Here is a 21,769-nt window from a genome sequence, read left to right on the forward strand (position 1 = left end):
CCATTCCCGCAGGGAGTTCAGCCATGGCCATCCCCATCCCCGGCGCCGAGGTGCTCGGCTTCGGCTTCAACGTCTTCGGCGAGTACGACCCGTCCTCGCGGACGTCCCCGATGTTCGACGTGCAGTACGACGCCAGCCGCGAGTGGCAGTCCGGCGGCGTCACCTACCTGCTGCCGGCCAACGCCGCATTCGACCCGTCGGGCGCCTCCTACGGCGAGGTGTCCGCCTTCTCCAGCCGGCAGCAGTTCGAGCAGCACTTCACGGCGAAGGTGACCACCGGCGGCCGGTACGGCTTCTTCAGCGGCGAGTTCACCGCGCAGTACAACCACCTGACCACCTCCGACGACGACTACCAGTACGGGCTGCTGGAGTCGTACGCGAAGATCTGGTCGCTGGACCTCAAGGACTCCTCCGCCCGGGCGCTGGCCGACTGGGTCACCGAGGACCCCGACTACCAGGCCGTCCCGGACAGCTTCTCGGACGACAACGCGCACCTGTTCTTCCGGTTCTTCGACAAGTACGGCCTGTACTACATCACCGGCGTCACCGTCGGGTCCCGGATCTACTACAGCTCGTCGGTGAGCAAGTCCTACGGCTACAGCGAGGACGAGATCAAGGCGAAGCTGAAGCTGGAGTACAAGGCGGTGCTCACCGAGGCCCGCGGGGAGGCGCAGAGCGACTGGAAGAGGGTCGGCCGGGACTGGACCAACCGGCGCGAGGTGCGGCTGTACACCCTCGGCGGCGACAGCTCCATCCTCGACGCCCTGGCGCCCGGGTTCGACGACAGCTTCAACGACGAGTACAAGCGCTGGCAGAACAGCGTCGCGGCGAAGCCCGCGGTGGTGGACTTCCGGCTGGCCGCCATCGCCAAGCTGTTCTCCGGCACCAAGGCCATCGCCGTCCAGCAGGCCAGCGACGCGTACATCCGCAGCCGCCTGTACGCCGAGTCCAAGACCGGCACCTGCCTGCTGTCGTTCAACGGCCGGCAGCTCCTGCCGCCCGGAGGCGGCGACCGCGTCTACGGCTTCCAGCTGGCCGCGATCGACCGGGAGAAGCTGACCAAGGCGTGGGCCAAGTCGTACTCGGTCCGCGGCGACACCTCGTTCACCCAGTACCAGGCGCGCTACGACGAGGCGTTGATGGACCTCATCCCGTACCGCAACGACAAGTACATCGTGGCGTTCACGACCTGGTCGATGTTCGGCGTGAACTGCCCGACCGAGTACTTCTACGAGTTCCTCCGCGAGCTGGGCGCCGGTCCGGGCCTGCAGGACTGGGCCGGCGTGCGGGACCTGCGGCTGCAGGACCCGACCTGGGGCTCGGCCGACATCGCGCACTGCAACTACGCCCTGGTCGGCGTGCCCGGGAGCGGGCCTGGCACCGGCATCGAGAGCTTCAGCCGGGCCGGGAGCAACGACACCGGGCAGCATCCGTGGTTCCCGCCGGACGGCTGGTCCAGCCAGCCGGCCGCGCCGGTCTCCGTCGACGCCGACGTGTACCGGGTCGGCACGGCCGAACCGACCCACGCGATCGCGCCGGCCTACGGCCGCAACGCACATCCCCGCCGGTCGGCACCGGTCCTGGCCGGTGCGCACCGGTGAGCTGACGCCGGGCACCGCGGCCGGGGCGCCCCGGCCGCGGATCCTGGTCGTCGGGCACGGCGCCGCAGCGTCCGGCTTCGCCCGGGTCACCGACGCCATCATCGCCCACCTGCCCGACCGGTTCCGGGCCGAGCAGCTGGCGGTCAACCACCGCACCGACACCGTCGCCGCGCCCTGGACCGCGTACGGCAACCCGCGCCTCGGTGACGTGCACGGGCTCGAACGGACGGCCGAGCTGGTGGCGCGGCGGCGGCCGGATGCCGTGCTCATCGTCGGCGACCTGTGGTTCGTCGTCGTCCACCTGATCCGGCTGGCCGCCGGCGGCCACCGCCCGGCCACCGTCGCGTACTGCCCGGTCGACGGCGAGCTGACCGACCACCGGTACGCCGAGGGCCTCGCCGGCTGCGACCGGCTGGTCGCCTACACCGGCTTCGGCCGCGATCAGCTGGGCCGGCTCGGCCTGCGGGTCGACGCCGTGATCCCGCACGGTGTCGACGCCGCCGCGTTCCGGCCGCTCGGCCGGCCGGCCGGGGCCGCCGCCAGGGCCGCGCTGTTCGGTGCCGAGTCCGCCGACGCGTTCGTGGTGCTGAACGCCAACAAGCACCAGCCCCGCAAGCGACTGGACCTGACGATCGAGGGCTTCGCCCGATTCGCCCGGGACAAGCCGGCCGGGGTGCGGCTGTACCTGCACACCACCGCGGCCGCCGCGGCGGACGGCGTGCTCGACCTGGTCCACGCGAGTGGCATCGGGCCCCGGCTGCTGCTGGCCCCGGGCGAGGACCGCCGCCATCCCGCGCTGCCCGACGACCGGCTGAACCTGCTCTACAACGCCTGCGACGTGGGCCTCAACACCACCGCCGGCGAGGGATGGGGCCTGGTCAGCGCCGAGCACGCGGCGGCCGGCGCGGCGCAGGTCGTGCCCCGGCACAGCGCCTGCGCCGAGCTCTGGCGGGGCAGCGCACTGCAGCTCGATCCGGTGCACACCTACGAGGACCGGGCGCTGGGCATGCTCCGCCACGCCGTCGACCCGGACGACGTGGCCGACGCGCTGGAACGGCTCTACCGCCACCCGTCCGAACGCCGCCGTCTCGCCGAGGACGGCCGGCGGTGGGCCACCGACGAGCAGTACCGGTGGCCGGCCATCGGCGCCCGCTGGGGCTCACTCCTGGCCGAGGTCACCGGCCTGCCGCCGCGACAGGATCACGACAACGGCGCGGAGGACCACGGAGCCGTCAGGACCATGCTTCGGCCGTGAGCCAGGCCGTGACGCGCCCGCCGACCAGCGCGACCTCGGCGTAGCGACCGGACGCCGCGGCCTCGGCGACCACCCACGGCTCCCGCCGCTCGGTCAGGCTCGGCGTGCTCATGCCCCGATGCTCCCACGCCTCGCGTGCCATGATCGCCGGCATGGCGCCGGCCCGCCGGGACGGTCCGGCGTCTGCTACCCCGGCTGAGGCGCACCTGCCACGCCGGTGGCAGGCGGCGGGGCCGGGTGAGGCCGCCGGGTGGTCGCGCGCCGGAGGAGGGCTGAGACGCGATGTCGCGGGTAGCGCCCGGCGCATGCTGCCTTCGCATTCGTATGCATCGACGCCGCCCGTGGCCGCGCGGTGGAACGGGGTGGGCGGGTGACCGTTGCCGAGGGACGGGTGCGGCGGCTCGGGCGGGCCGGCTGGTCGGTTGCGGGGGTCATCGTCGGCGTGGCGCTGGCCGTGCTCGCGGTCGGGGTGCTGGTACCGCTGCTGATGCCCCTGCTGCTCATGGTCGTCATCGCCGTCACCGTGCAGCCGTTCGTCGTCCGGGTGCGCCGGCTCGGCCTCGCGCCCACGGCGGCGACGCTGCTCGGCGCGCTCGTCGTCCCGCTGTGCCTCATGCTCGTCGGCGCGCTGCTCGTGTGGGTGCTCACGCTGCAGGCCGCGGAGTGGCAGCCGGCCCTGGCCGAGGCTGGGCGGCGGCTGCGCGGCGCGCTCGGCACGGACCCGGTGCAGACCGTGCTGCGCTCGGCCCCGTGGCGCACGGCCCTGCTCGGCATCGGGTCGGCGGTGGCCAGCGGGGTGGTCGTCATCGGGCAGGTCGCGGTCGGGCTGCTGGCCGGCTCGTACCTGCTGTACTACCTCCTGCGCGACGGCCCCCGCCTCGTCGCGGCGATCGAGCGGCGGCCGGAATGGTCCGACCCCGAGCACCGGCTCGTGCGGCGGGCGGCCGTGCAATTGCGGCGGTACATGGTCGGGACCACCCTCGTCGCGGCCATGGACGCGGCCGTGATCACGCTCGGCGCGGCCGTGCTGCGGGTGCCGTTCCTGCTCACCATCGCCGTCGTCACGTTCGTGGCGGCGTTCGTGCCGTACCTCGGCGCCTGGGTCTCGGCGATCTTCGCCATCCTGCTCGCGCTCGGCTCCGGCGGCGTCACCACGGCCGTGTGGATGGTCGTCATCGTGATCATCACCCAGAACATCCTCGAGGGTGTCCTGCGCCCGCTGGTGTTCGGCCGCGCGCTCAACCTGCACCCGGTCGCGGTGCTGGCGGCGACCGTGGTGGGCGCGGCCCTGGGCGGCCTCTGCGGGGTCTTCCTGGCGCCGCCCCTGGCCGCGATCGCCCGCACATGGTGGATCGCTAGGCGCGACGGCGGGCCTGGACCGCGATCGTGATCTCGGCCGCGCCGAGGGCGACCGCGCTGATCCCGGTCAGCAGCACCAGGACGCGCAGCGACAGGCCGGGCCACGTGACGAACGCGAGCCCGAGCAGGATCGCCACCCCGCCGAGCCCGCACAGCCACGCCCGCGTCCGGCCCGCCGCGGCCACGCCGAGCAGCACCGCGCCGAAGCCGATGATCAGCCACGCCAGCCCGATCAGCGCCGACACCGTCAGCACCCCGGCGCGGGCCGAGGTCAGCGACGCGATCGCGAGCACCACCAGCAGGATGCCGAAGAAGCCGTCGACGATCCGCTGCACCCGGGCCCGCCGCGGTGGGTCCGGGGCCCGCAGCGCCCCGGCGATGCGCAGCAGCCCGATCAGGAGCAGCCACAGGCCGGCCAGGATGCCGAGCAGCCGGAGCGTCGCGTGGGGCCAGGCGAGCACCGCCGCCCCGAACACCACCGTGGCCGCGCCGACCGCGACCAGCCACCAGAACTTCACAGGTCCACGCTCGGCGACCCGGCGCCGCGGCCCCTCGCCCGGCCGGAGTGAACACCCGGGTGAGCGGACAGCGCGTTCGATCGAAGGGTAGAACCCGGGCCGCGCTGGGTATCCCCGCCTGGTGACGACCTTGAGTGTTTCCCCGCCGCCGCCGGTGACGACGGAGCTGCGCCGGTGGGTCATCGCCGATGTGGCCGAGCTGCAAGGGCTGCGCCAGGCGCTGCTCGACACGCTGACGAGCCGGCACCTCGTCGCGGCCCCCGCGCTCGACGACCGGGCCGACCGCGTGCTGCTCGTCGCGTCGGAGCTCGCGACGAACGCCCTCGTGCACGGCCTGCCGCCGAGCGTCGTACGCCTCCTGCTCGCCGACGGCTGCTTCGTGCTCGACATCGCCGACCACGACATGCAGGCGTTCCCGCAGCTGCGTGACGTCGAGCCCCTGGACTCGGGCGGCCGCGGCCTGCACCTGGCCCGTCAGCTCTCGCTGGAGGTCGGCTGGTACGCCACCGAGGACGCCAAGCACATCTGGGCGTCGTTCCCCGCGGTGACGGCCGCCTGACCGGCGCTCAGCCCGTCGGCAGGACCAGGGTGCTGAACGAGTCCGCGGGCAGCCGCACGGTGAACCGCCGAGCCTCGGCCTGCACCGTCACCGTGACGTCCTCGGCGTTGTCGTTCTGGATGACGACGACCGTACGGCCGTCGGCGTCGACGAACGCGAGCTGGTTCTCGAAGCCGTTGAGGCTCAGCGTCTCCACCACCCGGGCACCCGGCGGGACGAACGCGGTCACGTGCTTGAGCAGGTAGTACTCGGGGTTGTAGACGTACCGCCGGGTCGCCGGGTCCACCGTGACGAGCGAGTTCTGCGGCCACCCCCAGGTGCTGCGGCCGCCCGGGGTCAGGGCGATGTTCCAGTACATGTACGCGTTCGCCCCGTTCGACAGGTAGTGCCGCAGCTGCGTCCAGGCGTAGCGGCAGTATCGCCAGTCGTTGCGCCCGTCGCCGCACTCCTGCTCGGTCTGGTAGATGCGCAGCCGCGGGTGCTCGCGATGGATGGCGGCGACGGCGCGCTTGCCGGCCCACTGGAACCCGGCCCCGGCGATCCACCGGCCGGCCTGCGGATCGGCGAGCACCCGCGAGACGAGTGTGTCGTCGGCGCGCTCGACGGTGCCGAGGAAGACGGCCACGTCCCGCGCGTGCATCCGCGGCCCGAGCTGCCGGATGAATCGCGCCAGCCCGTTCGGCGTCCACAGGCAGCTGGGAAATACCTGCGCCGAGTTGAACTCGTTCTGCGGCATGACCATCTCGATCGCGATGCCCTGCCGCCGGTACTCGTCGATGAACCGCCCGAAGTATTCCGCGTAGCTCTCCAGATACGACTCGTCAAACTCGCCGGCCGCGTAGTGCCGGTTCGTCTTCATCCACGTCGGCGGGCTCCACGGCGACGCCCACAGCCGCAGGCCGGGCCGGTGCCGTCGCGCGGCGTGGATGAAGGGCACGAGCGTCTCGAGGTCCCGCGCGATGCTGAAGTGCTCGAGCGCGACATCGCCGGGGACATCGCCGGGGACCTCGTCGTGGGAGTACCAGCCGCGGGCGAAGTCGTTGGCGCCGATCGGCAGGCGGCAGATCGTGAACTGGGCGAACAGCTCCCGCAGCACGTCCTCGCGGTCGGGCTCGGCCAGGGCGCTCAGGGCGTCCCAGCCGAGCTCGTTGAAGCATGCGCCGAACCCCTCGACGACCTGCCGCGGTTCGTCGGTGCGCACCACGATGTCCGGTGGACCGTCGGCGGCCGCGGGGAGGTCACGCTCCTGCCAGAGCGCGTCCCGCGTGCTGACGATCCACGTCATCGGCGAACCTTACCCGGCCGTCAGCGCCCGCGCCGCCCGCCGACCCTGGACCGTGCGGAGAAGGCCGCGGCGCTCGATGGCGCGGCGGTCGCCGTGGTGCGGGAGGCGCCGCCGCGACCGGTCGCCGCCGCCTTCGGGGCGGACTCGCGGGTCGTGGCGCGGGCCTTGGGGACCGTGTCCCGGACCGTGGCGCGGGTCTTGGTGCCGGCCTTGGCGCGGCGCGGGCCGCGGCGCGGACGTGACTCCGCCGCCGTGGGCGTCTCGGCCGGCGGGGGCGGTGGCGGCGCGAAGGTCCGCTCGCCCGGGGCCAGCTTCACCAGGTGCGGATCGCCCGGGCGCAGGCGCACCGTGGCGGCGGAGATGCCGGCCTTGCGGGTCAGCTCCCGCACCTCCTCGACCTGGTTGTCGGTCATGAGGGTCACGACGGTGCCCTGGGCGCCGGCGCGGGCCGTGCGCCCGGAGCGGTGCAGGTAGGCCTTGTGCTCCACCGGCGGGTCGGCGTGGATGACCAGCTTCACGTCGTCGACGTGGATGCCGCGGGCCGCGATGTCGGTCGCGACCAGGGTCGACACGGTGCCGTCGGAGAACGCGGTCAGGTTGCGGTTGCGGGTCGGCTGGCCGAGGTCGCCGTGCAGCTCGACGGCCCGCACCCCGGCGGCGACGAGCCGGCGGGTCAGCACCTTCGCGCCGCGCTTGGTGCGGGTGAACACCACGGTGCGGCCGGGCGCCGCGGCGAGGTCGGCCAGGACCTCGAACCGTTCGTCGGCGCGCACGTGCAGCACGTGATGCTCCATGGCGGTGACCGGGGACAGCGCCGAGTCGGCGGAGTGGGTGACCGGGTCGGTCATGTACCGCCGCACGAGCACGTCGACGCCCGCGTCCAGGGTGGCCGAGAACAGCAGCCGCTGGGCGCGCGGCGGGGTCAGGTCGAGCAGCCGCCGCACCTCGGGCAGGAACCCGAGATCGGCCATGTGGTCGGCCTCGTCGAGCACGGTGATCTCCACCGCGTCGAGGCGCGCGTGGCCGGCGCGCACGTGGTCGGCGAGCCGCCCGGGGCAGGCCACGACGATGTCCACGCCGGCGCGCAGGCCCGCGATCTGCGGGTTCGGCTTCACGCCGCCGAAGATGGTCAGCGTGCGCAGGCCCAGCGCCTCGGCCAGGGGGGCCATCGCCGCCTGGATCTGGGTGACGAGCTCCCGGGTGGGCGCGAGGATGAGGGCGCGGGGCCGGCCGGGCTGCGGCCGGGAGCGCTCGCCGGCCAGCCGGGTCAGCAGCGGCAGGACGAACGCGTAGGTCTTGCCCGAGCCGGTCCGGCCGCGGCCGAGCACGTTGCGCCCGGCCAGGGAGTCCGGCAGCGTGGCCGCCTGGATCGGCGTCGGCCGGGTGATCCCGGCGTCGGCGAGGATGCTGCTGAGGGTGGCCGGCACGCCGAGTTCTGCGAACGTCGTGGCTGCGGGCGCTGCGGGGGCTTGCTTGTGCTTCGGGCGGCGGGCCGCCATACGGTCTCCGAACGTGAAGGGTGGCCGGGACACTACACCGGCGGAAGTGCCTGGGGATCAGATGCCTGCCAGGCAACACCCCGAAGAGTAGCACGTCGCTCCGCCCGGGGTCGCCCGCCCCGCGCGGGCCGGCGCGGGACGCCGACGGTCGCGGCGCGGGGCCCGGTCGGTCGACCGGCCTCGGTCATCGGACCGATGGCCGCGATGACCTCGCTGGATACGATGTGCCGGTGACGCACCCGGGGGGACCGCCCGAACCGCAGCCGCCGTACGGGCAGCAGCCATACCCGCAACAGCCATACCCGCAGCAGCCTTACCAGCCGCCGGTGCCCTGGGCGACGCAGCCGCCGCCCCCGGCGACCCAGCAGCGTGGCGGCAAGGTCGCGCTCATCGGCATCGGCGGCCTCCTCGCGGTCATCGTGCTCGTGGTCGGCGGCTACTTCGTCTTCCAGAGGCTCTTCGTCGACACCCCGACCGAGGTCGTCCAGGCCTACATCGACGAGGCCCGCAAGGACCACCCGGACCGCGACAAGATCGCCGGCATGCTGTGCAAGAGCGAGTCGGACAAGCTGAAGCGGCAGAGCGACACCGGCGCATCGGGCACCGCGCCGGGTCAGAACCGCATCGTCGACTGGCACGTGACCGGCGAAACCGTCAACGGGGACACGGCGGTCGTCTACACCAGCTACACGATCAAGTCGACCGCGAGCAGCGGCCGCACGACGGACGGGCAGCTCGCCCTGGATCTCGTCAAGGAGAACCGGGCCTGGAAGATCTGCGACTTCCAGACGTAGGCGTGACGGCCGCGGGGTGCCGCCCGCCGGCGGCGAGCGGCACCCCGCGGAACCGCTACGGCTGGTACTCGTCCTGGGTGCTGCGCATGACCCAGAGGGAGCCGCCGTTGGGGGACATCCCGTTGCCCTCGGTCGCGCTCTTCGGTTTCGCGTTGTACGCCAGGGTGAAGTAGACGCCGCCGCTGACCTCGACGCTGGACGGGTTGGCCTGGTCCGAGGAGCCGGAGTTGTAGATGGCCACCTTCTTCAGCCCGGTCTCGGGCCACAGCGCGAGCGGGTTCTGGATGAGGATGCCGTAGGTCGGGCGCAGCGCCACGCCCTTGTCACCGAACGTGAACAGCACCCGGTCCTGGTTGTTCGGGCCGGAGACCTTCAGCAGATGGTGGGACGAGGCGAAGACCGGCAGCCACTGCACGTCGTAGTAGGAGCCGGTGCCGGTGAACGTGTACGGGTTCCACTTCATGATCTTGACGGGCTGGCCGTTGGACGTGCTGCCCTTGTTCTGCTCGTGCCGGACGGCCGCGATGACGGTGCCGGCGACCTGCACGAAGCTCGGCTCCGTGAACGTGTCCGTGAAGCCGTCCGCGACCGGGGCGTTCGCGGCGAGCTGGAACGCGTCGGCGAGCAGCAGCCGCGGGTCGCTCACCGGGCGCCAGGTGGCGCGCACGAACCACGCGCCGGTGTCGTTGTAGACCGGGATCAGCACCTGGCTGAGCGAGGCGCCCTGGTCGTCGAGGGCGAGCACGCCGCCGTGCTCGGCGAGCGCACCGCCGGGGATGCCCGGCACGACGAGCTTCACGGGATCGGTGAAGTTGTTCCAGCCCGGTTTCCAGACCGAGTAGTACACGCCGTCGCCCGGGACGAAGAAGGTGAGCACGACCGCGCCGTCGCGCATCTTGCCGAGCTTCGGGTCGCGCATGTCCTTGTGCAGCATCGTGGACGGGTTCGCCAGGGCGGGGTACGGCGTGACCCAGGTCCACGCCGACCCGCTCTGGGTGCCGAAGGAGAGCTGCACGGTGCCCTCGGGGCCGGTGTGGCCCGTCGCGCGGTACCAGACGGCCATGAGCCGGCCGTCGTCGAGCTTGACGATGTCGGGGAACCGGGCCTCGTAGTCGCCGGGCTCCTGGAAGAGCTTCATGAACTGGCTGACCGCGGCGGCCGGCGAGGCGCTGAGCCCCACCAGGACCGCCACGGCCGTCAGGATTGCCGCCAATCGCCGCATCGTGAACATGCTCGATATAGCTATTTGGAATGTCGTTCCATGTCAATGTCCAGGGCGATACATCAGCGAGCGTTCCACTTCTGGTTGTCGCCGCCGTTGCAGGACCAGATCTCCAGCAGCGTGCCGTTGACGGTGCCGTTCGCCGTCGCGTCGAGGCACTTGCCCGAGCCGACCCCGACCACGGTGCCGTCGGCGTTGACGGTCCACTGCTGGTTCGTCTGGCCGTTGCAGTCCCAGATCTGCACCTTGGCCCCGCTGTCGGTGCTCGCGCCGGCGACGTCGAGGCACTTGGTGCCGTACACCTGCAGCTGCTTCGACGCGCTCAGCGTGAAGGCCTGGTTGGACCCGCCGTTGCAGTCCCACAGCGCCAGCTGGGTGCCGCTGGTCTGCACCGCCCCGGGCACATCGGCGCACCGCCCGGACTGCACACCCTTGAGCGAGAACGGAATCGCCCGTGTCGCGCAGGTCGTCAGGCCCGAGGTGTACGGGCACAGCGCCGTCGCGAAGCCACCGCGGGTCGCCTCGGGCACGCTCAGCATGTCGGCGCTCGTGACCACCCGGGTGTCGCGGACCAGCCCGGCCGAGCCGTCGCGGACGGTCTCGGCGAGCCACTGCCCGGCGCCCAGGAACGACAGCGGCGTCGTGTAGGTCTTCGCGTTCAGCGCCGAGATGCCGCCCACGAACCAGCGGTTGCCGGACCGGCGGGCGAAGTACGCCTCCTGGCCCGGGCGCCCGCCCAGCAGCCGGCTCTCGTCCCACGCCGTCGGCAGCTGGTCGAGGATCCGCAGCGCCTCGGGGTGGGACTCGTAGCTCTGCGGGTTGTCGGCGAGGTGCTGCCAGCCGGACTCGAAGACGACCGCCGTGCCCAGCTCGTGCCCGTCGGTGGTGTCCCGGTTCGCCAGGCTGAACACGACCGGGGTGAAGTCCATGCTCGCGATGGCGTTGCGGGTGAACGGCAGGATCGTGTTGAAGTCCGCGCGCAGGTACTGCTCGGCGCCGAACACCGCCTCGGCCGTCATCACGTGCGGCCACGTGCGCTGCAGGCCCCGCGGGGTGGCCGCGCCGTGGAAGTTCACCATCAGCTGCAGCTCGGCGGAGCGGGCCAGGATGGCGTCGTACCACTGCAGCGTCGGCTGGGTGTCCTCGTAGATGAAGTCGACCTTGACCCCGGCCACGCCCCAGCCCTTGATGAGCGGCAGCCAGTTCTCCCGCTGCTGCGCGGTCTTCAGGTCGCCGGAGTTGAACCAGAGCAGCACCTGCACGCCCTTGGACCGGGCGTAGGACACCACGCCGGGCACCCAGCTCGAGGACCAGCCCTCGTCGATGAGCACGTAGCCCCAGCCGTTGCGGGCGGCGAAGTCGACGTACTGCCGCTGCCGGCCCTCGTCGCCCGGGCTGGCGTGCTCGGTCAGCCACGACCAGGAGACGGTCCCCGGCCTGACCCACGACGGGTCCGCGACGCGCGACGGCGCGGCGAGGTCGTCGACGATCGTCGAGCCGGTCACGCTCGCGAGGTCCCCGACGGCCGCGGTCCGCCACGGGGTGCTCAGCGGCAGGGTGGTCGTGATGCCGCTGGCGAGGACGGTGGTGTACGTCCCCGAGCCCGCAGCATGCGTCAGGTACTGCGCGGCGTAGCGCCCGTCGAGGCCCGTCTCGGCCACGAGCGCGAACCGGCCGCCGACCTCGAACAGCGCCGGAATCCGGTAGTTGTTGCCGGTCGGCGCGCCCCCGGCGGTCGTGGCGAACCAGCGCCCCTGGTCCTCGGCCTGCGGCGGGACCAGCCACGCGTTCGACGCCGCCGGGACCGTCCACGACGACACCTCGCGGCTCACCGTCACCGACCCGCTGCCCGGCAGCACGTACCGGTAGGCGGCGCCGGTGTCCGACGCGCGGACCACGACGTCGAGGCGGGCGCCGCCGGTGCCCGTGAACGACAGCGTCGACTCGGTGTAGGTCGTCCGCCGGCTCTTCTGCTTGCCGGTCGTCATCGCGTAGGACTCGGTCACGGTGCGGTCGGCCCGCTGGGTGAACGTGAGGTTCCGGGTCAGGTCGGCGGCGGTGGTGACGATGCCGATCGGCGAGGGCGACAGCACCGTCTGCCCACCGTTGCTCACCGCGAACGTCAGGCTCCCGTTGTCGAGGCTGACCTGTGCGGCCGTCGGCGACCCGGCGGACGGCCCGGCGACCGTCCACACGGTGGCGGCGGACGCGGGCACCGCGTCGGCGAGCACGGCGGCGGGCAGGAGCAGCAGGGCCGCCGCGATTCTCAGGACTCTCATGACCTCGCCCACTTCTGGTTGTCGCCGCCGTTGCAGGTCCAGATCTCCAGCAGGGTGCCGTTGGCGGTGCCGGCCCCGGTGGCGTCGAGGCACTTGCCGGAGCCGACCCCGACGACGGTGCCGTCGCTGTTGACGGTCCACTGCTGGTTGCCGCCGCCGTTGCAGTCCCAGATCTGCACCTTGGCCCCGTCGGCGGCGCTCGCGCCGTCGACGTCGAGGCACTTGGTGCCGTACACCTGCAGCTGCTTCGACGCGGTCGGCGTGAACGTCTGGTTGGCGCCGCCGTTGCAGTCCCACAGCGCGAGCTGGGTGCCGTTGGTCTGCGACAGCGCGGGCACGTCGGCGCAGCGCCCGGAGCCGACCCCGCGCAGGACGCTCAGCGTCGGGCCCGCGTTGGCGGTCACGCTGAGGTTGTCGAACTGGTCGGTCTGGTAGCCGATCACGCCGACGCCGGCCTGGCCGCTGCCGTAGGTGAAGTCGCTCGCCGTGCCGACGGTCGTCCCGTCGATCGCCGCGGTGATCTGCCCGCCGGAGAAGCCGAACTTCAGGTTGTGCCAGGCGTTGAGCCCGAGCGCGGCGCGGGTGCCCGAGGCGAGGGTCGTGTCGGTGTTCGTGTTGCTGTGCTTGACGATCGACCACGCGCCGGTCTCGTTCACGCGCAGCTGGTACGCGGCCTGCCGGTTCTGCGGCCGGTTCTGGATGTTGGCCCGGCCCAGCAGCGTGACGGTGCCGGCCTGCTGCAGGTTCACGTCCAGGCTGACCGTGTAGTTGGTCCAGCCCGCGTCGCCGACGAGGGTGAACGCGTCGCTGTCGTCCTGCCAGTTGATCGGCCGCTGCGGCGCGACCTGCTGCAGGCACGTGCCGGACCGGCCGGCGGCGCAGGCGCGGGTCTCGAACGAGCCCTGCATGTCCTCGGTGTAGCGGGGCTGCTTGCGCACCGCGTAGCCGTCGAAATCGTCCGCGTAGGGCAGCGCCAGGCCGTGCGTGGCCGGGCTCGCCGCGGTGCCCTTGCCCTGCCCGCTGGTGGTGCTCACGGTGTAGATGCGGTTGGGCTGCAGGGTCAGGCTGTACGCGCCGCCGGACGGGGTGACGTCGGCCTGCCGGACGAACCAGTCGCCCGGGTTCGAGGAGCCCATGTCGGTCGCCCACACGTGCACGGCGCCGGTGCTCAGGCCGCCGGAGACGGTGACGTTGACGGTCTGCGCGGCCGTGGTGCCGCTGGTCTCGTACACCGTCGTGTAGTCGGTGTTGTTCGTGGACTTGAGCGACACGTAGCTGCCGTTGGCGCGGTTGCCGCCGAGGTAGCCGCTGGCGGAGCTGTTGAGGTACTTCCAGCCCGGCTGCGTGAACTGGGCGTAGTGCGCGTTGGCCCACAGGTTCCGGCCGACCCGGTAGGCGCCGGACCACGGCGAGCCCGCGTCCATCAGCCCGACGGTCGCGTAGGGCAGGTTCGGGGTGATGGCGGCGATGAGCGGCCAGTTCATGTATCCGGAGATCTCCGCGTCGAGGTAGCCGCGGTTGACGGTGCGGATGTAGGGCACGACGCCGCCCATGTCGTCCTGCGAGCCGAACTCGCTGGCCCACAACGGCTTGCCGCTCGAGCGGGCGTTGGCGGTGGTGCTGCAGGAGTCGGCCTGGGACAGGTAGCCGCAGACGTAGTGGTTGCCCAGCACGCCGACGGCGCTCTTCAGCGCCGGGTCGCCCGCGAACTCGTCGGCCATGCGCCAGCCGCTGTCGTCGCCGACGATCTGCACCGCGCCGAACCCGGCGTTGTTCAGGCCGGTCCGCAGGCTCTTGTACCAGCCGCTGTCGTGGCCGCGCTCGTTCCAGCCGCCGAGGTAGCTGACGGTGATGCCGTGGCCCTTGGCGCAGTTCAGCCAGGCGATGTCGTAGTCGATCATGTCCTGGGACCAGAAGTTCCCGCCGCCGATCCAGCCCGGCGCGGCCCACGGCAGGGCGACGACGCGGATGTTCGGATTGCGGGCCACGGCCTGCTCGCCGAGCCAGAACTCGTAGCCCGCGTTGCAGTTCACGTCACCGCGCACGTGCTCGTGGCTGGGCTCGGAGCCGTCGGTGGAGTTGGCGTCGCCGCCGATCTCCAGCTTGAGCAGCTGCACGGCGGCGCCGTAGCCGGGCTTGAACAGGTAGTCGAGGATCTGGCCGCGCTGCGGCTCGGGGTAGTCGACGAGCAGGCGCGAGTTGCCGCCCCCGCCGCTGATGGCGCCGACGCCGTCGAACGTGCGCCCGACGACGCCGCCGTTGACGTTGATCGTGGTGGTGGCCGCGGCGGCCGGCGCGGCGGTCACCGCGACGAGGCTCACGGTCGGCAGACTCGCCAGCAGACCCGCCGCCGCGAGGGCGATGGGTCCGCGACGCGCTCCGTGCATGGGGATCTCCTGACTGTTTGGCGGAACAGGGGAGGAGTGACCATGATCGAAAATGTGGGATAACGGGCGCCGTTGTCACGGAAGCCTCGTGGGAAGCGGGAGTTCTGTCAAGACATGACAAGACCCCGCGCTTCCCCTGCCAAAACCCACGTCTGGGTCTTCACGAATCAACGAATTTCAACGTTGCAACGTCATCGAAACCGCTTCGTGATCGCGGCGGGGATTGACATTTCTCAGTCCAGGCGCTTTCGTGGCGTTTGGTTTCGTTGGGAGATGTTGGGTTTTCGGAGGTACTGATGTCACAAACGCTCAGCCGCCGCACCGCACTCAAGGGCCTGTTCGGAGCCGCGGCCGCGGGCACCCTCCTCACCGCCTGCGGTGACGACTCCTCCGGCCAGCCGGCGACGGGCGGCGACAACGGCACGGGGCCGGTCACCTTCGGCTCGAACTACTCCGACGCCGCGCCGAAGACCGCGTTCGCCGCGCTCATGTCCCAGGCGACCGGCAGCACGAGCGTCCCGGTCACGGTGAACACCACCGACCACAACACGTTCCAGAACAACATCAGCAACTACCTGCAGGGCACCCCCGACTCCCTGGCGACCTGGTTCGCGGGCTACCGGCTGCAGTTCTTCGCCGCCCAGGGCCTGCTGACGCCCATCGACGACGTCTGGGAGAAGATCGGCGGCACCTTCAACGACGCCGCGAAGAACCTCTCGAAGGGCCTCGACGGCCACTACTACATGGTTCCGCTCTACAACTACCCGTGGGTCGTCTTCTACAACAAGAGCGTCTTCCAGTCCAAGGGCTACGAGGTCCCCGCCACCTGGGACGCCTTCATCACGCTGTCGAAGAAGATGCAGACCGACGGGCTCGTGCCCCTCGCGTTCGCCGACAAGGACGGCTGGCCCGCGCTGGGCACCTTCGACATCCTCAACCTGCGCATCAACGGCTACGAGTACCACATCAAGCTGATGAAGCACGAGGTGCCGTGGACCGACGCCGGCGTCAAGGCCGTCTTCGACCAGTGGCGTGAGCTCGCGCCGTACCAGCAGAAGGGCGCCAACGGCCGCACCTGGCAGGACGCCGCCAAGGCGCTGGAGAACAAGCAGGCCGGGATGATGTTCCAGGGCTCCAACCAGGTCGCGGCCAACTACGACGCCGCCAACCTGGCCGACCTCGACTTCTTCGTCTTCCCGGCGATCAACCCGAGCTACGGCACCGACTACATGGACGCCCCGACCGACGGCTTCATCCTGCCCAAGAAGGGCAAGAACTCCGCGTCGGCGAAGAAGATCCTCGAGTACATCGGCACCTCCGACGCCGAGGCGAAGTTCCTCGAGACCGACCACTGGGACGTCGGCCTCGCCAAGGGCCTCGTCGCGCCGACGTACAACGACATCCAGAAGAAGTCCGTCGCCGAGATCGGCAAGTGCAAGAACGTCTCCCAGTTCATGGACCGCGACACCGTGCCGGACATGGCCACCGCGATGATCAAGCTCATCCAGCAGTTCATCGACAGCCCGACCCCCGACACCATCGCCACGATCCAGAAGAGCGCCGAAGACCAGGCGAAGACCATCTTCAGCTGATGACCCTCACGACACCCCGCAAGACGTCACCGGCGCCGGCATCCGCACCCCGGCGCCGGGGTCGCACCCGCACCCTCACCCGCCGGGACGTCGGCGTCGCGACCGCGATGCTCGGCGTCCCGCTCCTGCTCGCCGCCGCGTTCGTCTGGCTCCCGGCCCTCGGGTCGGTGCTGCTGTCCTTCACCAAGTGGACCGGCGTCGGCCCGGTCAGGATGCAGTCCTGCGACAACTTCCCGTCCGCGCCCGGGATTCCGCAGCCCGGCTGCCTCAACGGGGTCAAGAACTACGAGCAGGCGTTCACGAACTATCCGGACTTCTGGCCGGCCGTACAGCACAACGCGATCTGGCTCGGCGTCTTCATCGTCTTCGCCACCCCGCTGGGCATGCTCTTCGCCGTGGTGCTGGACCGTGGCATCCGCGGCAGCCGGTTCTACCAGAGCGTGCTCTTCCTGCCGGTGATGCTCTCCCTCGCGCTCATCGGCATCATCTGGGAGCTCATCTACTCGCCGAACTTCGGGCTCATCAACACGCTGACGGGGCACAACCACAACGACAACCTCATCGACTGGCTCGGCGACCCGAAGCTCAACCTGTGGGCGCTGCTCGTCGAGGCCAGCTGGCGGCAGGCGCCGTACGTCATGGTGCTGTACCTCGCCGGTCTCAAGGCCGTGGACCCGGCGCTGCGCGAGGCCGCCGTCGTCGACGGGGCCAACGGCTGGCAGACGTTCTGGCGGGTCGTGTTCCCGGCGATGCGCCCGATCAACATCGTCGTGCTCGTCGTCACCGTCATCGAGTCGCTGCGCGCGTTCGACCTCGTCTACATCACCAGCAACGGCAACCCGCTGCGCGGCCTGGAGCTGCTGTCGGTCGCGGTGACCCAGAACATCGTCGGCGAGACCCAGCGCATCGGCTTCGGCTCGACCCTCGGCGTCGTGCTGCTGGTCATCTCCCTCATCCCGATCTCCCTGTTCCTGTGGCAGGCCTTCCGACGAGAGGAACAGCGATGACCCGCCGGGCCGCCTCCACCGCCTTCATGGTCGTCATGTCCGCGCTGTGGGTGACCCCGATCCTGTTCGCGTTGTACGTCGCGCTGCGGCCGATCAGCGAGACCAACAAGTACGGCTACGTCTCCCTGCCGCACACGCTCACGCTGAGCAACTTCGCCGACGCGTGGGCCCAGTCGGACATGTGGAAGTTCTTCCTGAACTCGGTGTGGGTCACGGTGCCGGCCGTGCTGGTCACCCTGTTCCTGGCCTCCACCGCGGCGTACGTGCTGTCCCGGCTCAGCTTCAAGTTCAACGTGGCGCTGCTGATCCTGTTCACCGCCGGCAACCTGCTGCCGCAGCAGGTCATCATCACGCCGCTGTACCGCATCTATCTCGCCCTGGGCATCTACAACTCCTACCTCGGGCTCATCGTCATCAACGTGGCGTTCCAGCTCGGCTTCTGCGTCTTCGTGCTCAGCAACTACATGAAGACGCTGCCCGCCGGCATCGACGAGGCGGCGCTCATCGACGGTGCCTCGCTGTGGACGCGGTACTGGCGGCTCACGATGCCCCTGTGCCGCCCCGCGCTGGCCGCGCTCGCCACCCTGCTGACGACGTGGATCTACAACGACTTCTTCTGGGCCATCACGCTGATCTCCACCGGCGACCGGCGGCCGATCACGTCCGCCCTGGCCAATCTCCAGGGCCAGTTCGTGTCCAACCAGAACCTGATCGCGGCGGCCGCCCTCATCGCGGCGATGCCGACCCTGATCGTCTACGTGTTGCTGCAGAAGCAGTTCATCGCCGGCCTGTCCCTGGGCTCGTCCAAGGGCTGAGGCGCGGCGCGGGCGGTTCCGGGCGCCTCACTGGTCGGTGAAGTCGCCCGACTCGGCCGCGGGGCCGCTCGCGTCGCTCGTGGTGCCCTCGGCGGGGGACCGCATGCCGCCGGTCGTCGCGTCGCCGGTGGTGGTCGGCGCGGCGCCCGGGCGGGCGCGGCGCTGCGGGGCGCGCCCGGACCCGCCCGGCCCCGCGCTGGAGCCGGTCGTGGTGCGCAGACCTCCGCTGCGCGTGGGGCCGCCGTTGCGCCGGGTCTGCTCGCTGGCGGCCTCGTCGGCGCGTTCCTCCGGTGACGTCATATGGCGCCGTTTACCCGGCCCGCAACCCGCCTAACGCGTGAAAAAGCGGGTAGGGGCGCGAGTATGAACGTGTCCTTCCTACGCCCGTTGTACGAGCGTCCCGGACCGTGGGCGTCGGTCTATCTCGACGGGACGCGTAACAACGAGGACCCGGCGGGCACCGTCGAACTGCGCTGGCGGGCCGCCCGGGAGGCGCTGCGGGACGCTCTCTGCGAGCCGGAGACCATCGAGGCGCTCGAGCGGGCGCTGCTCGCGCACACCGAGGAGGGTGGGCCGTACGGGCTCGCCGCCTTCGCCGCCGACGGCGAGGTGGCGATGGTGCGGGTGCTGCCCGCGCCGCCGCGGCGCGCCATCGCGGCGTTCGGGCCGCTGCCGCACGTCATGCCGATGCTCGCGCAGATGGGGGAGTCGATCCCGTACGTCCGCGTGCTGGTCGACCGCACCGGGGGCCGGATCGAGGCCGTGGACGCCGCCCGGCTCGTGCGCGACGAGGCCGTCACCGGCACGGAGCAGTGGCCCCTGCACCGGGTCAAGCCCGGCGGGTGGTCGCAGCCGCGGTACCAGCGCGCCGCCCAGGTCTCGTGGGAGCGCAACGCCGCCACGGTCGCCGCGGCGGTCGCGCAGGCCGCCGAGCAGTGCGGCGCCGAGGTCATCGTGGTGGCCGGCGACCCGCAGGCGCGCCCCCTGCTCGTCGCGCAGCTGCCGGAGCACTGGCGGGAGCGGGTCGTGGAGACCAACTCCAGCACCGGGCCGGCCGCGCTCGAGGACGTGACCGTCCAGGCGATCGCCGAGCGCGCGACCGAGAAGGCCCGGGCAGTCGTCGACCGCTACCGCAGCCGGCGGGGCAACGACGCCGCCGGGGACGGGCTGCCGGCCGTGGTCACCGCCCTGCAGCGCGGGCAGGTCGACACGGTGCTCCTCGTGGACGACCCGAGCTCGACCACCGAGCTGTGGATCGGCCCGGGACCGGAGCAGCTGTCCTTCGACCGCGCCGAGCTGCAGGCGATGGGCGTGCGCGACACCCGGCGGGTGCGGGCCGACGCGGCGCTCGTGCGCGCGGTCGTGTGCACCGAGGCCGACCTGCTCTTCGCCGCGCCGGACGAGGTGCCGGTCGAGGGTGGGGTCGGCGCGCTGCTGCGGTACGCCGACGTCGGCACGCGCCGCCGCTGAGGGCCCCCCGATGTGATGTAAACCGCCGTTGACTTGTTCGCCGATCCCGGTCTACGGTCAAAGTCAACAGACGTTTACATTTCGAGGGGTACTCGTGGCAAACACCGTCACGCACGCGGGGCGGACCGGACGGCACTCGAACAGCACACTCGTGGTGCTGTTCCTGTCGCTGGGCGGCCTGGCGTTCGCGGTCCTGCAGTCACTCGTCGCGCCCGCGCTGCCGATCATCGCCAAGGACCTCGACGCGTCCACCGGGGACATCAGCTGGATCCTGACGGCGTACCTGCTGTCGGCCTCGGTCCTCACGCCCATCCTGGGCCGGCTCGGCGACATGGTCGGCAAGCGCCGGGTGATGCTCGTGGTGCTCGTGATCCTGGCCGCCGGCACCCTGCTGGCCGCGCTCGCGCCCAACCTGACCGTGCTCATCGTCGCCCGGGCTCTGCAGGGCGCGGCCGGCGCGATCATGCCGCTGTCGATCGGCATCGTCCGCGACGAGCTGCCCCGCGAACGGGTCGGCGTCACCGTCGGCCTGCTCTCGGCCATCTTCGGCATCGGCGCCGGCGTCGGGATCGTCGCCGCCGGCCCGATCGTCGACCACCTGTCCTGGCACTGGCTGTTCTGGTTCCCGCTCGTCGTCGTCGCCGTCGCGCTGCTCGGCGTCTTCTTCGGCGTGCCCGAGTCCCCGGTGCGCGCGCCCGGCCGCCTCGACGTGGTCGGCGCCCTGATCCTGTCGGTGTCGCTGGTGTCGCTGCTGCTGGCGATCTCCAAGGGCCGCGAGTGGGGCTGGGGCAGCGGCGAGACCCTCGGGCTGCTCGTGGCCGGGGTCGTGCTGCTGGCCGTGTTCGTCGTCGTGGAGCTCAAGGTGCGCGAGCCGCTGGTCGACATGCGCCTGATGGCCCTGCGCGGCGTGTGGGCGACCAACCTCGTCGCGCTCATCTTCGGCTTCGCGATGTTCGGCACCTTCGTGCTCGTCCCGACGCTGCTCGAACTGCCCGCGGCGACCGGCTACGGCTTCGGCAAGTCGGTCTCGCAGGCCGGCCTGTTCCTGCTGCCGACGGTGCTCATGATGCTCGTGTTCGGCCCGCTCGCCGGCCTGCTCGACCGCCGCTTCGGCCCCAAGGTGCCGATGGCGCTCGGCGCGATCGCGGTCACCGCGGCCTTCGCCCTGCCGGCCGTGGGGCACGGCGCGCTCTGGCAGATCCTCGTCTCCGGCCTGTTCACCGGCGCCGGCATCGGCCTCGCGTTCGCCGCGATGTCCAACGCCATCATCGAGAGCGTCCCCGCGACCCACACCGGCGAGGCCGCATCGGTGAACACGATCGCGCGGACGATCGGCAGCAGCATCGGTACGGCCGTCATCGCCGCCGTCATCGCGTCCAACACCACGTCCCGGGGCCTGCCGACCGACGACGCGTTCACCAAGGGCTTCTGGCTCTGCGCCGGCGTCGCGGTCCTCGGCATCGTGGCCGCGCTGATCCTGCCCTCGGCCCGCCGCCGCCACGAGCAGGCGGTGGAGGCCGGCGTCGAGGACCTGCCGGCCGAACCGGCTCCGGTCAGGTGACCGACGGAGGGCGGGACCGCGGTGTCGACACCGCGGTCCCGCCCTCCAGCATCCGCTGGTCCTCCCGCGCCTCGGCCCGGCTCGCCTCCGCGTGCTCCCGGTGCCGCACGGCCTGCCGCCGGTGCTCCTCGACGTTGCCCATCCCGGACGCGGCCGACCGGTCGTGCAGGTCCGCCGCGGTCTCGTGCGCGTCGGCGGCGGCCAGCGCGGCGGCGGCCGCCCGCTCGGTCGCCCGGGTCGCGAGCCGCTGCGACTCCTCCGCCAGCTCGGCGGCCCGCGCGCACATCGCGGTGGCGGACTCTTCGGACTCGTCGGACTCTTCCGGCTCGATCCACTCGCGCCGCAGCTCCGCCAGCCGCGCCGCGGCCTCCTCGGCCCGCCGCCGCGCCAGCTCGGCCCGCTCACCGGCCTCCACACCGCGCCGCGCCGCGCGGTCACTCGCCCTCGTGTCGCTCATCCGCCCCCACTACCCGGGTACGCTGGGCGAAATCGAACGCGGCAGTCGGAGGTGAACTGGTGCACCCGGTGTAGCGACGGCCCCAGCCCGGGGCGTCACGGAACCGGAA

At 71.7% G+C, this 21,769-nt stretch carries 19 protein-coding genes; 10 read left to right on the forward strand and 9 right to left on the reverse strand.

Going from position 1 to position 21,769, the window contains the following annotated elements; translation table 11 throughout:
* Positions 1-23 precede the first annotated feature (23 nt).
* Positions 24-1,601, forward strand: a complete 1,578-nt coding sequence (locus AC6JBM_RS11760) for an MAC/perforin domain-containing protein (RefSeq protein ID WP_497983627.1) — start codon at positions 24-26, stop codon at positions 1,599-1,601.
* The gene (locus AC6JBM_RS11765) at positions 1,588-2,856 is read left to right on the forward strand and encodes a glycosyltransferase family protein (RefSeq protein WP_497983628.1); all 1,269 of its coding nucleotides are present in this window, start codon (positions 1,588-1,590) and stop codon (positions 2,854-2,856) included. The genes AC6JBM_RS11760 and AC6JBM_RS11765 overlap by 14 nt, the downstream gene beginning before the upstream one ends.
* Here AC6JBM_RS11765 and AC6JBM_RS11770 read toward each other — a convergent pair.
* Positions 2,834-2,968 carry a hypothetical protein gene (locus AC6JBM_RS11770; protein WP_497983629.1) on the reverse strand — a complete coding sequence of 45 codons (135 nt, stop codon included), beginning with the start codon at positions 2,966-2,968 and terminating at the stop codon, positions 2,834-2,836. The two genes, AC6JBM_RS11765 and AC6JBM_RS11770, sit on opposite strands and share 23 nt — an antisense overlap.
* Before the next feature lie 258 nt (positions 2,969-3,226).
* Here AC6JBM_RS11770 and AC6JBM_RS11775 point away from each other — a divergent pair, with 258 nt between their 5' ends.
* Entirely contained in the window at positions 3,227-4,246 is a 1,020-nt protein-coding gene (locus tag AC6JBM_RS11775) for an AI-2E family transporter (protein WP_497983630.1), read from the forward strand.
* Here AC6JBM_RS11775 and AC6JBM_RS11780 read toward each other — a convergent pair.
* Positions 4,212-4,733: a DUF308 domain-containing protein gene (locus tag AC6JBM_RS11780; RefSeq protein WP_497983631.1), complete on the reverse strand. Its 522-nt coding sequence runs from the start codon at positions 4,731-4,733 to the stop codon at positions 4,212-4,214. The two genes, AC6JBM_RS11775 and AC6JBM_RS11780, sit on opposite strands and share 35 nt — an antisense overlap.
* 121 nt (positions 4,734-4,854) lie before the next feature.
* Between AC6JBM_RS11780 and AC6JBM_RS11785 the strand changes: the two genes are divergently transcribed.
* Positions 4,855-5,292, forward strand: a complete 438-nt coding sequence (locus AC6JBM_RS11785; protein WP_497983632.1) for an ATP-binding protein — start codon at positions 4,855-4,857, stop codon at positions 5,290-5,292.
* A 7-nt stretch (positions 5,293-5,299) separates the two neighbouring features.
* On the opposite strand, the gene AC6JBM_RS11790 is transcribed toward AC6JBM_RS11785, so the two are convergent.
* Positions 5,300-6,577, reverse strand: a complete 1,278-nt coding sequence (locus tag AC6JBM_RS11790) for a glycoside hydrolase family 30 protein (RefSeq protein WP_497983633.1) — start codon at positions 6,575-6,577, stop codon at positions 5,300-5,302.
* 20 nt (positions 6,578-6,597) lie between these two features.
* Positions 6,598-8,076 carry a DEAD/DEAH box helicase gene (locus tag AC6JBM_RS11795; RefSeq protein ID WP_497983634.1) on the reverse strand — a complete coding sequence of 493 codons (1,479 nt, stop codon included), beginning with the start codon at positions 8,074-8,076 and terminating at the stop codon, positions 6,598-6,600.
* A 326-nt stretch (positions 8,077-8,402) separates the two neighbouring features.
* Between AC6JBM_RS11795 and AC6JBM_RS11800 the strand changes: the two genes are divergently transcribed.
* Positions 8,403-8,870: an Rv0361 family membrane protein gene (locus AC6JBM_RS11800; RefSeq protein ID WP_497983635.1), complete on the forward strand. Its 468-nt coding sequence runs from the start codon at positions 8,403-8,405 to the stop codon at positions 8,868-8,870.
* 55 nt (positions 8,871-8,925) lie between these two features.
* Here AC6JBM_RS11800 and AC6JBM_RS11805 read toward each other — a convergent pair whose 3' ends face one another.
* The 3 genes from AC6JBM_RS11805 to AC6JBM_RS11815 form a co-directional block, all read right to left on the reverse strand.
* Complete coding sequence (locus AC6JBM_RS11805; RefSeq protein ID WP_497983636.1) at positions 8,926-10,062, reverse strand: sialidase family protein; 1,137 nt, start codon at positions 10,060-10,062, stop codon at positions 8,926-8,928.
* Between the two features lie 92 nt (positions 10,063-10,154).
* Entirely contained in the window at positions 10,155-12,371 is a 2,217-nt protein-coding gene (locus tag AC6JBM_RS11810) for a glycoside hydrolase family 97 N-terminal domain-containing protein (protein ID WP_497983637.1), read from the reverse strand.
* Positions 12,368-14,758 (reverse strand): ricin-type beta-trefoil lectin domain protein, encoded by a 2,391-nt coding sequence (locus AC6JBM_RS11815; RefSeq protein WP_497983638.1) that lies wholly within the window; start codon positions 14,756-14,758, stop codon positions 12,368-12,370. Before AC6JBM_RS11815 ends, AC6JBM_RS11810 begins: the two co-directional genes overlap by 4 nt.
* Before the next feature lie 296 nt (positions 14,759-15,054).
* On the opposite strand from AC6JBM_RS11815, the gene AC6JBM_RS11820 reads away from it, so the two are divergent.
* The 3 genes from AC6JBM_RS11820 to AC6JBM_RS11830 are packed head-to-tail and all read left to right on the forward strand — an operon-like array spanning position 15,055 to position 18,172.
* Positions 15,055-16,350, forward strand: coding sequence for an ABC transporter substrate-binding protein (locus AC6JBM_RS11820; RefSeq protein ID WP_497983639.1), 1,296 nt, complete (start codon positions 15,055-15,057; stop codon positions 16,348-16,350).
* Positions 16,350-17,357, forward strand: a complete 1,008-nt coding sequence (locus AC6JBM_RS11825) for a carbohydrate ABC transporter permease (RefSeq protein ID WP_497983640.1) — start codon at positions 16,350-16,352, stop codon at positions 17,355-17,357. Before AC6JBM_RS11820 ends, AC6JBM_RS11825 begins: the two co-directional genes overlap by 1 nt.
* Positions 17,354-18,172: a carbohydrate ABC transporter permease gene (locus AC6JBM_RS11830; protein WP_350616884.1), complete on the forward strand. Its 819-nt coding sequence runs from the start codon at positions 17,354-17,356 to the stop codon at positions 18,170-18,172. Before AC6JBM_RS11825 ends, AC6JBM_RS11830 begins: the two co-directional genes overlap by 4 nt.
* A 27-nt stretch (positions 18,173-18,199) precedes the next feature.
* On the opposite strand, the gene AC6JBM_RS11835 is transcribed toward AC6JBM_RS11830, so the two are convergent.
* Positions 18,200-18,472, reverse strand: a complete 273-nt coding sequence (locus AC6JBM_RS11835) for a hypothetical protein (RefSeq protein WP_497983641.1) — start codon at positions 18,470-18,472, stop codon at positions 18,200-18,202.
* A gap of 63 nt (positions 18,473-18,535) precedes the next feature.
* On the opposite strand from AC6JBM_RS11835, the gene AC6JBM_RS11840 reads away from it, so the two are divergent.
* Both AC6JBM_RS11840 and AC6JBM_RS11845 read left to right on the forward strand, forming a co-directional pair.
* Complete coding sequence (locus AC6JBM_RS11840) at positions 18,536-19,642, forward strand: baeRF2 domain-containing protein (protein ID WP_497983642.1); 1,107 nt, start codon at positions 18,536-18,538, stop codon at positions 19,640-19,642.
* A 94-nt stretch (positions 19,643-19,736) separates the two neighbouring features.
* A complete protein-coding gene (locus tag AC6JBM_RS11845; RefSeq protein WP_497983643.1) occupies positions 19,737-21,203 on the forward strand; it encodes an MFS transporter in 1,467 nt (488 codons plus the stop codon).
* Here AC6JBM_RS11845 and AC6JBM_RS11850 read toward each other — a convergent pair.
* A complete protein-coding gene (locus AC6JBM_RS11850) occupies positions 21,196-21,660 on the reverse strand; it encodes a hypothetical protein (RefSeq protein WP_497983644.1) in 465 nt (154 codons plus the stop codon). The two genes, AC6JBM_RS11845 and AC6JBM_RS11850, sit on opposite strands and share 8 nt — an antisense overlap.
* Between the last annotated feature and the right edge of the window lie 109 nt (positions 21,661-21,769).

Source organism: Dactylosporangium thailandense (assembly GCF_059739745.1).

Excerpts from the sequence above, each read along its gene's own strand:
- AC6JBM_RS11820 (WP_497983639.1), top strand. The coding sequence starts at position 15,055 with ATGTCACAAACGCTCAGCCGCCGCACCGCACTCAAGGGCCTGTTCGGA.
- AC6JBM_RS11760 (WP_497983627.1), top strand. The coding sequence starts at position 24 with ATGGCCATCCCCATCCCCGGCGCCGAGGTGCTCGGCTTCGGCTTCAAC.
- AC6JBM_RS11795 (WP_497983634.1), bottom strand. The coding sequence starts at position 8,076 with ATGGCGGCCCGCCGCCCGAAGCACAAGCAAGCCCCCGCAGCGCCCGCA.
- AC6JBM_RS11840 (WP_497983642.1), top strand. The coding sequence starts at position 18,536 with ATGAACGTGTCCTTCCTACGCCCGTTGTACGAGCGTCCCGGACCGTGG.
- AC6JBM_RS11835 (WP_497983641.1), bottom strand. The coding sequence starts at position 18,472 with ATGACGTCACCGGAGGAACGCGCCGACGAGGCCGCCAGCGAGCAGACC.
- AC6JBM_RS11825 (WP_497983640.1), top strand. The coding sequence starts at position 16,350 with ATGACCCTCACGACACCCCGCAAGACGTCACCGGCGCCGGCATCCGCA.
- AC6JBM_RS11810 (WP_497983637.1), bottom strand. The coding sequence starts at position 12,371 with ATGAGAGTCCTGAGAATCGCGGCGGCCCTGCTGCTCCTGCCCGCCGCC.
- AC6JBM_RS11830 (WP_350616884.1), top strand. The coding sequence starts at position 17,354 with ATGACCCGCCGGGCCGCCTCCACCGCCTTCATGGTCGTCATGTCCGCG.
- AC6JBM_RS11815 (WP_497983638.1), bottom strand. The coding sequence starts at position 14,758 with ATGCACGGAGCGCGTCGCGGACCCATCGCCCTCGCGGCGGCGGGTCTG.
- AC6JBM_RS11770 (WP_497983629.1), bottom strand. The coding sequence starts at position 2,968 with ATGAGCACGCCGAGCCTGACCGAGCGGCGGGAGCCGTGGGTGGTCGCC.
- AC6JBM_RS11850 (WP_497983644.1), bottom strand. The coding sequence starts at position 21,660 with ATGAGCGACACGAGGGCGAGTGACCGCGCGGCGCGGCGCGGTGTGGAG.
- AC6JBM_RS11790 (WP_497983633.1), bottom strand. The coding sequence starts at position 6,577 with ATGACGTGGATCGTCAGCACGCGGGACGCGCTCTGGCAGGAGCGTGAC.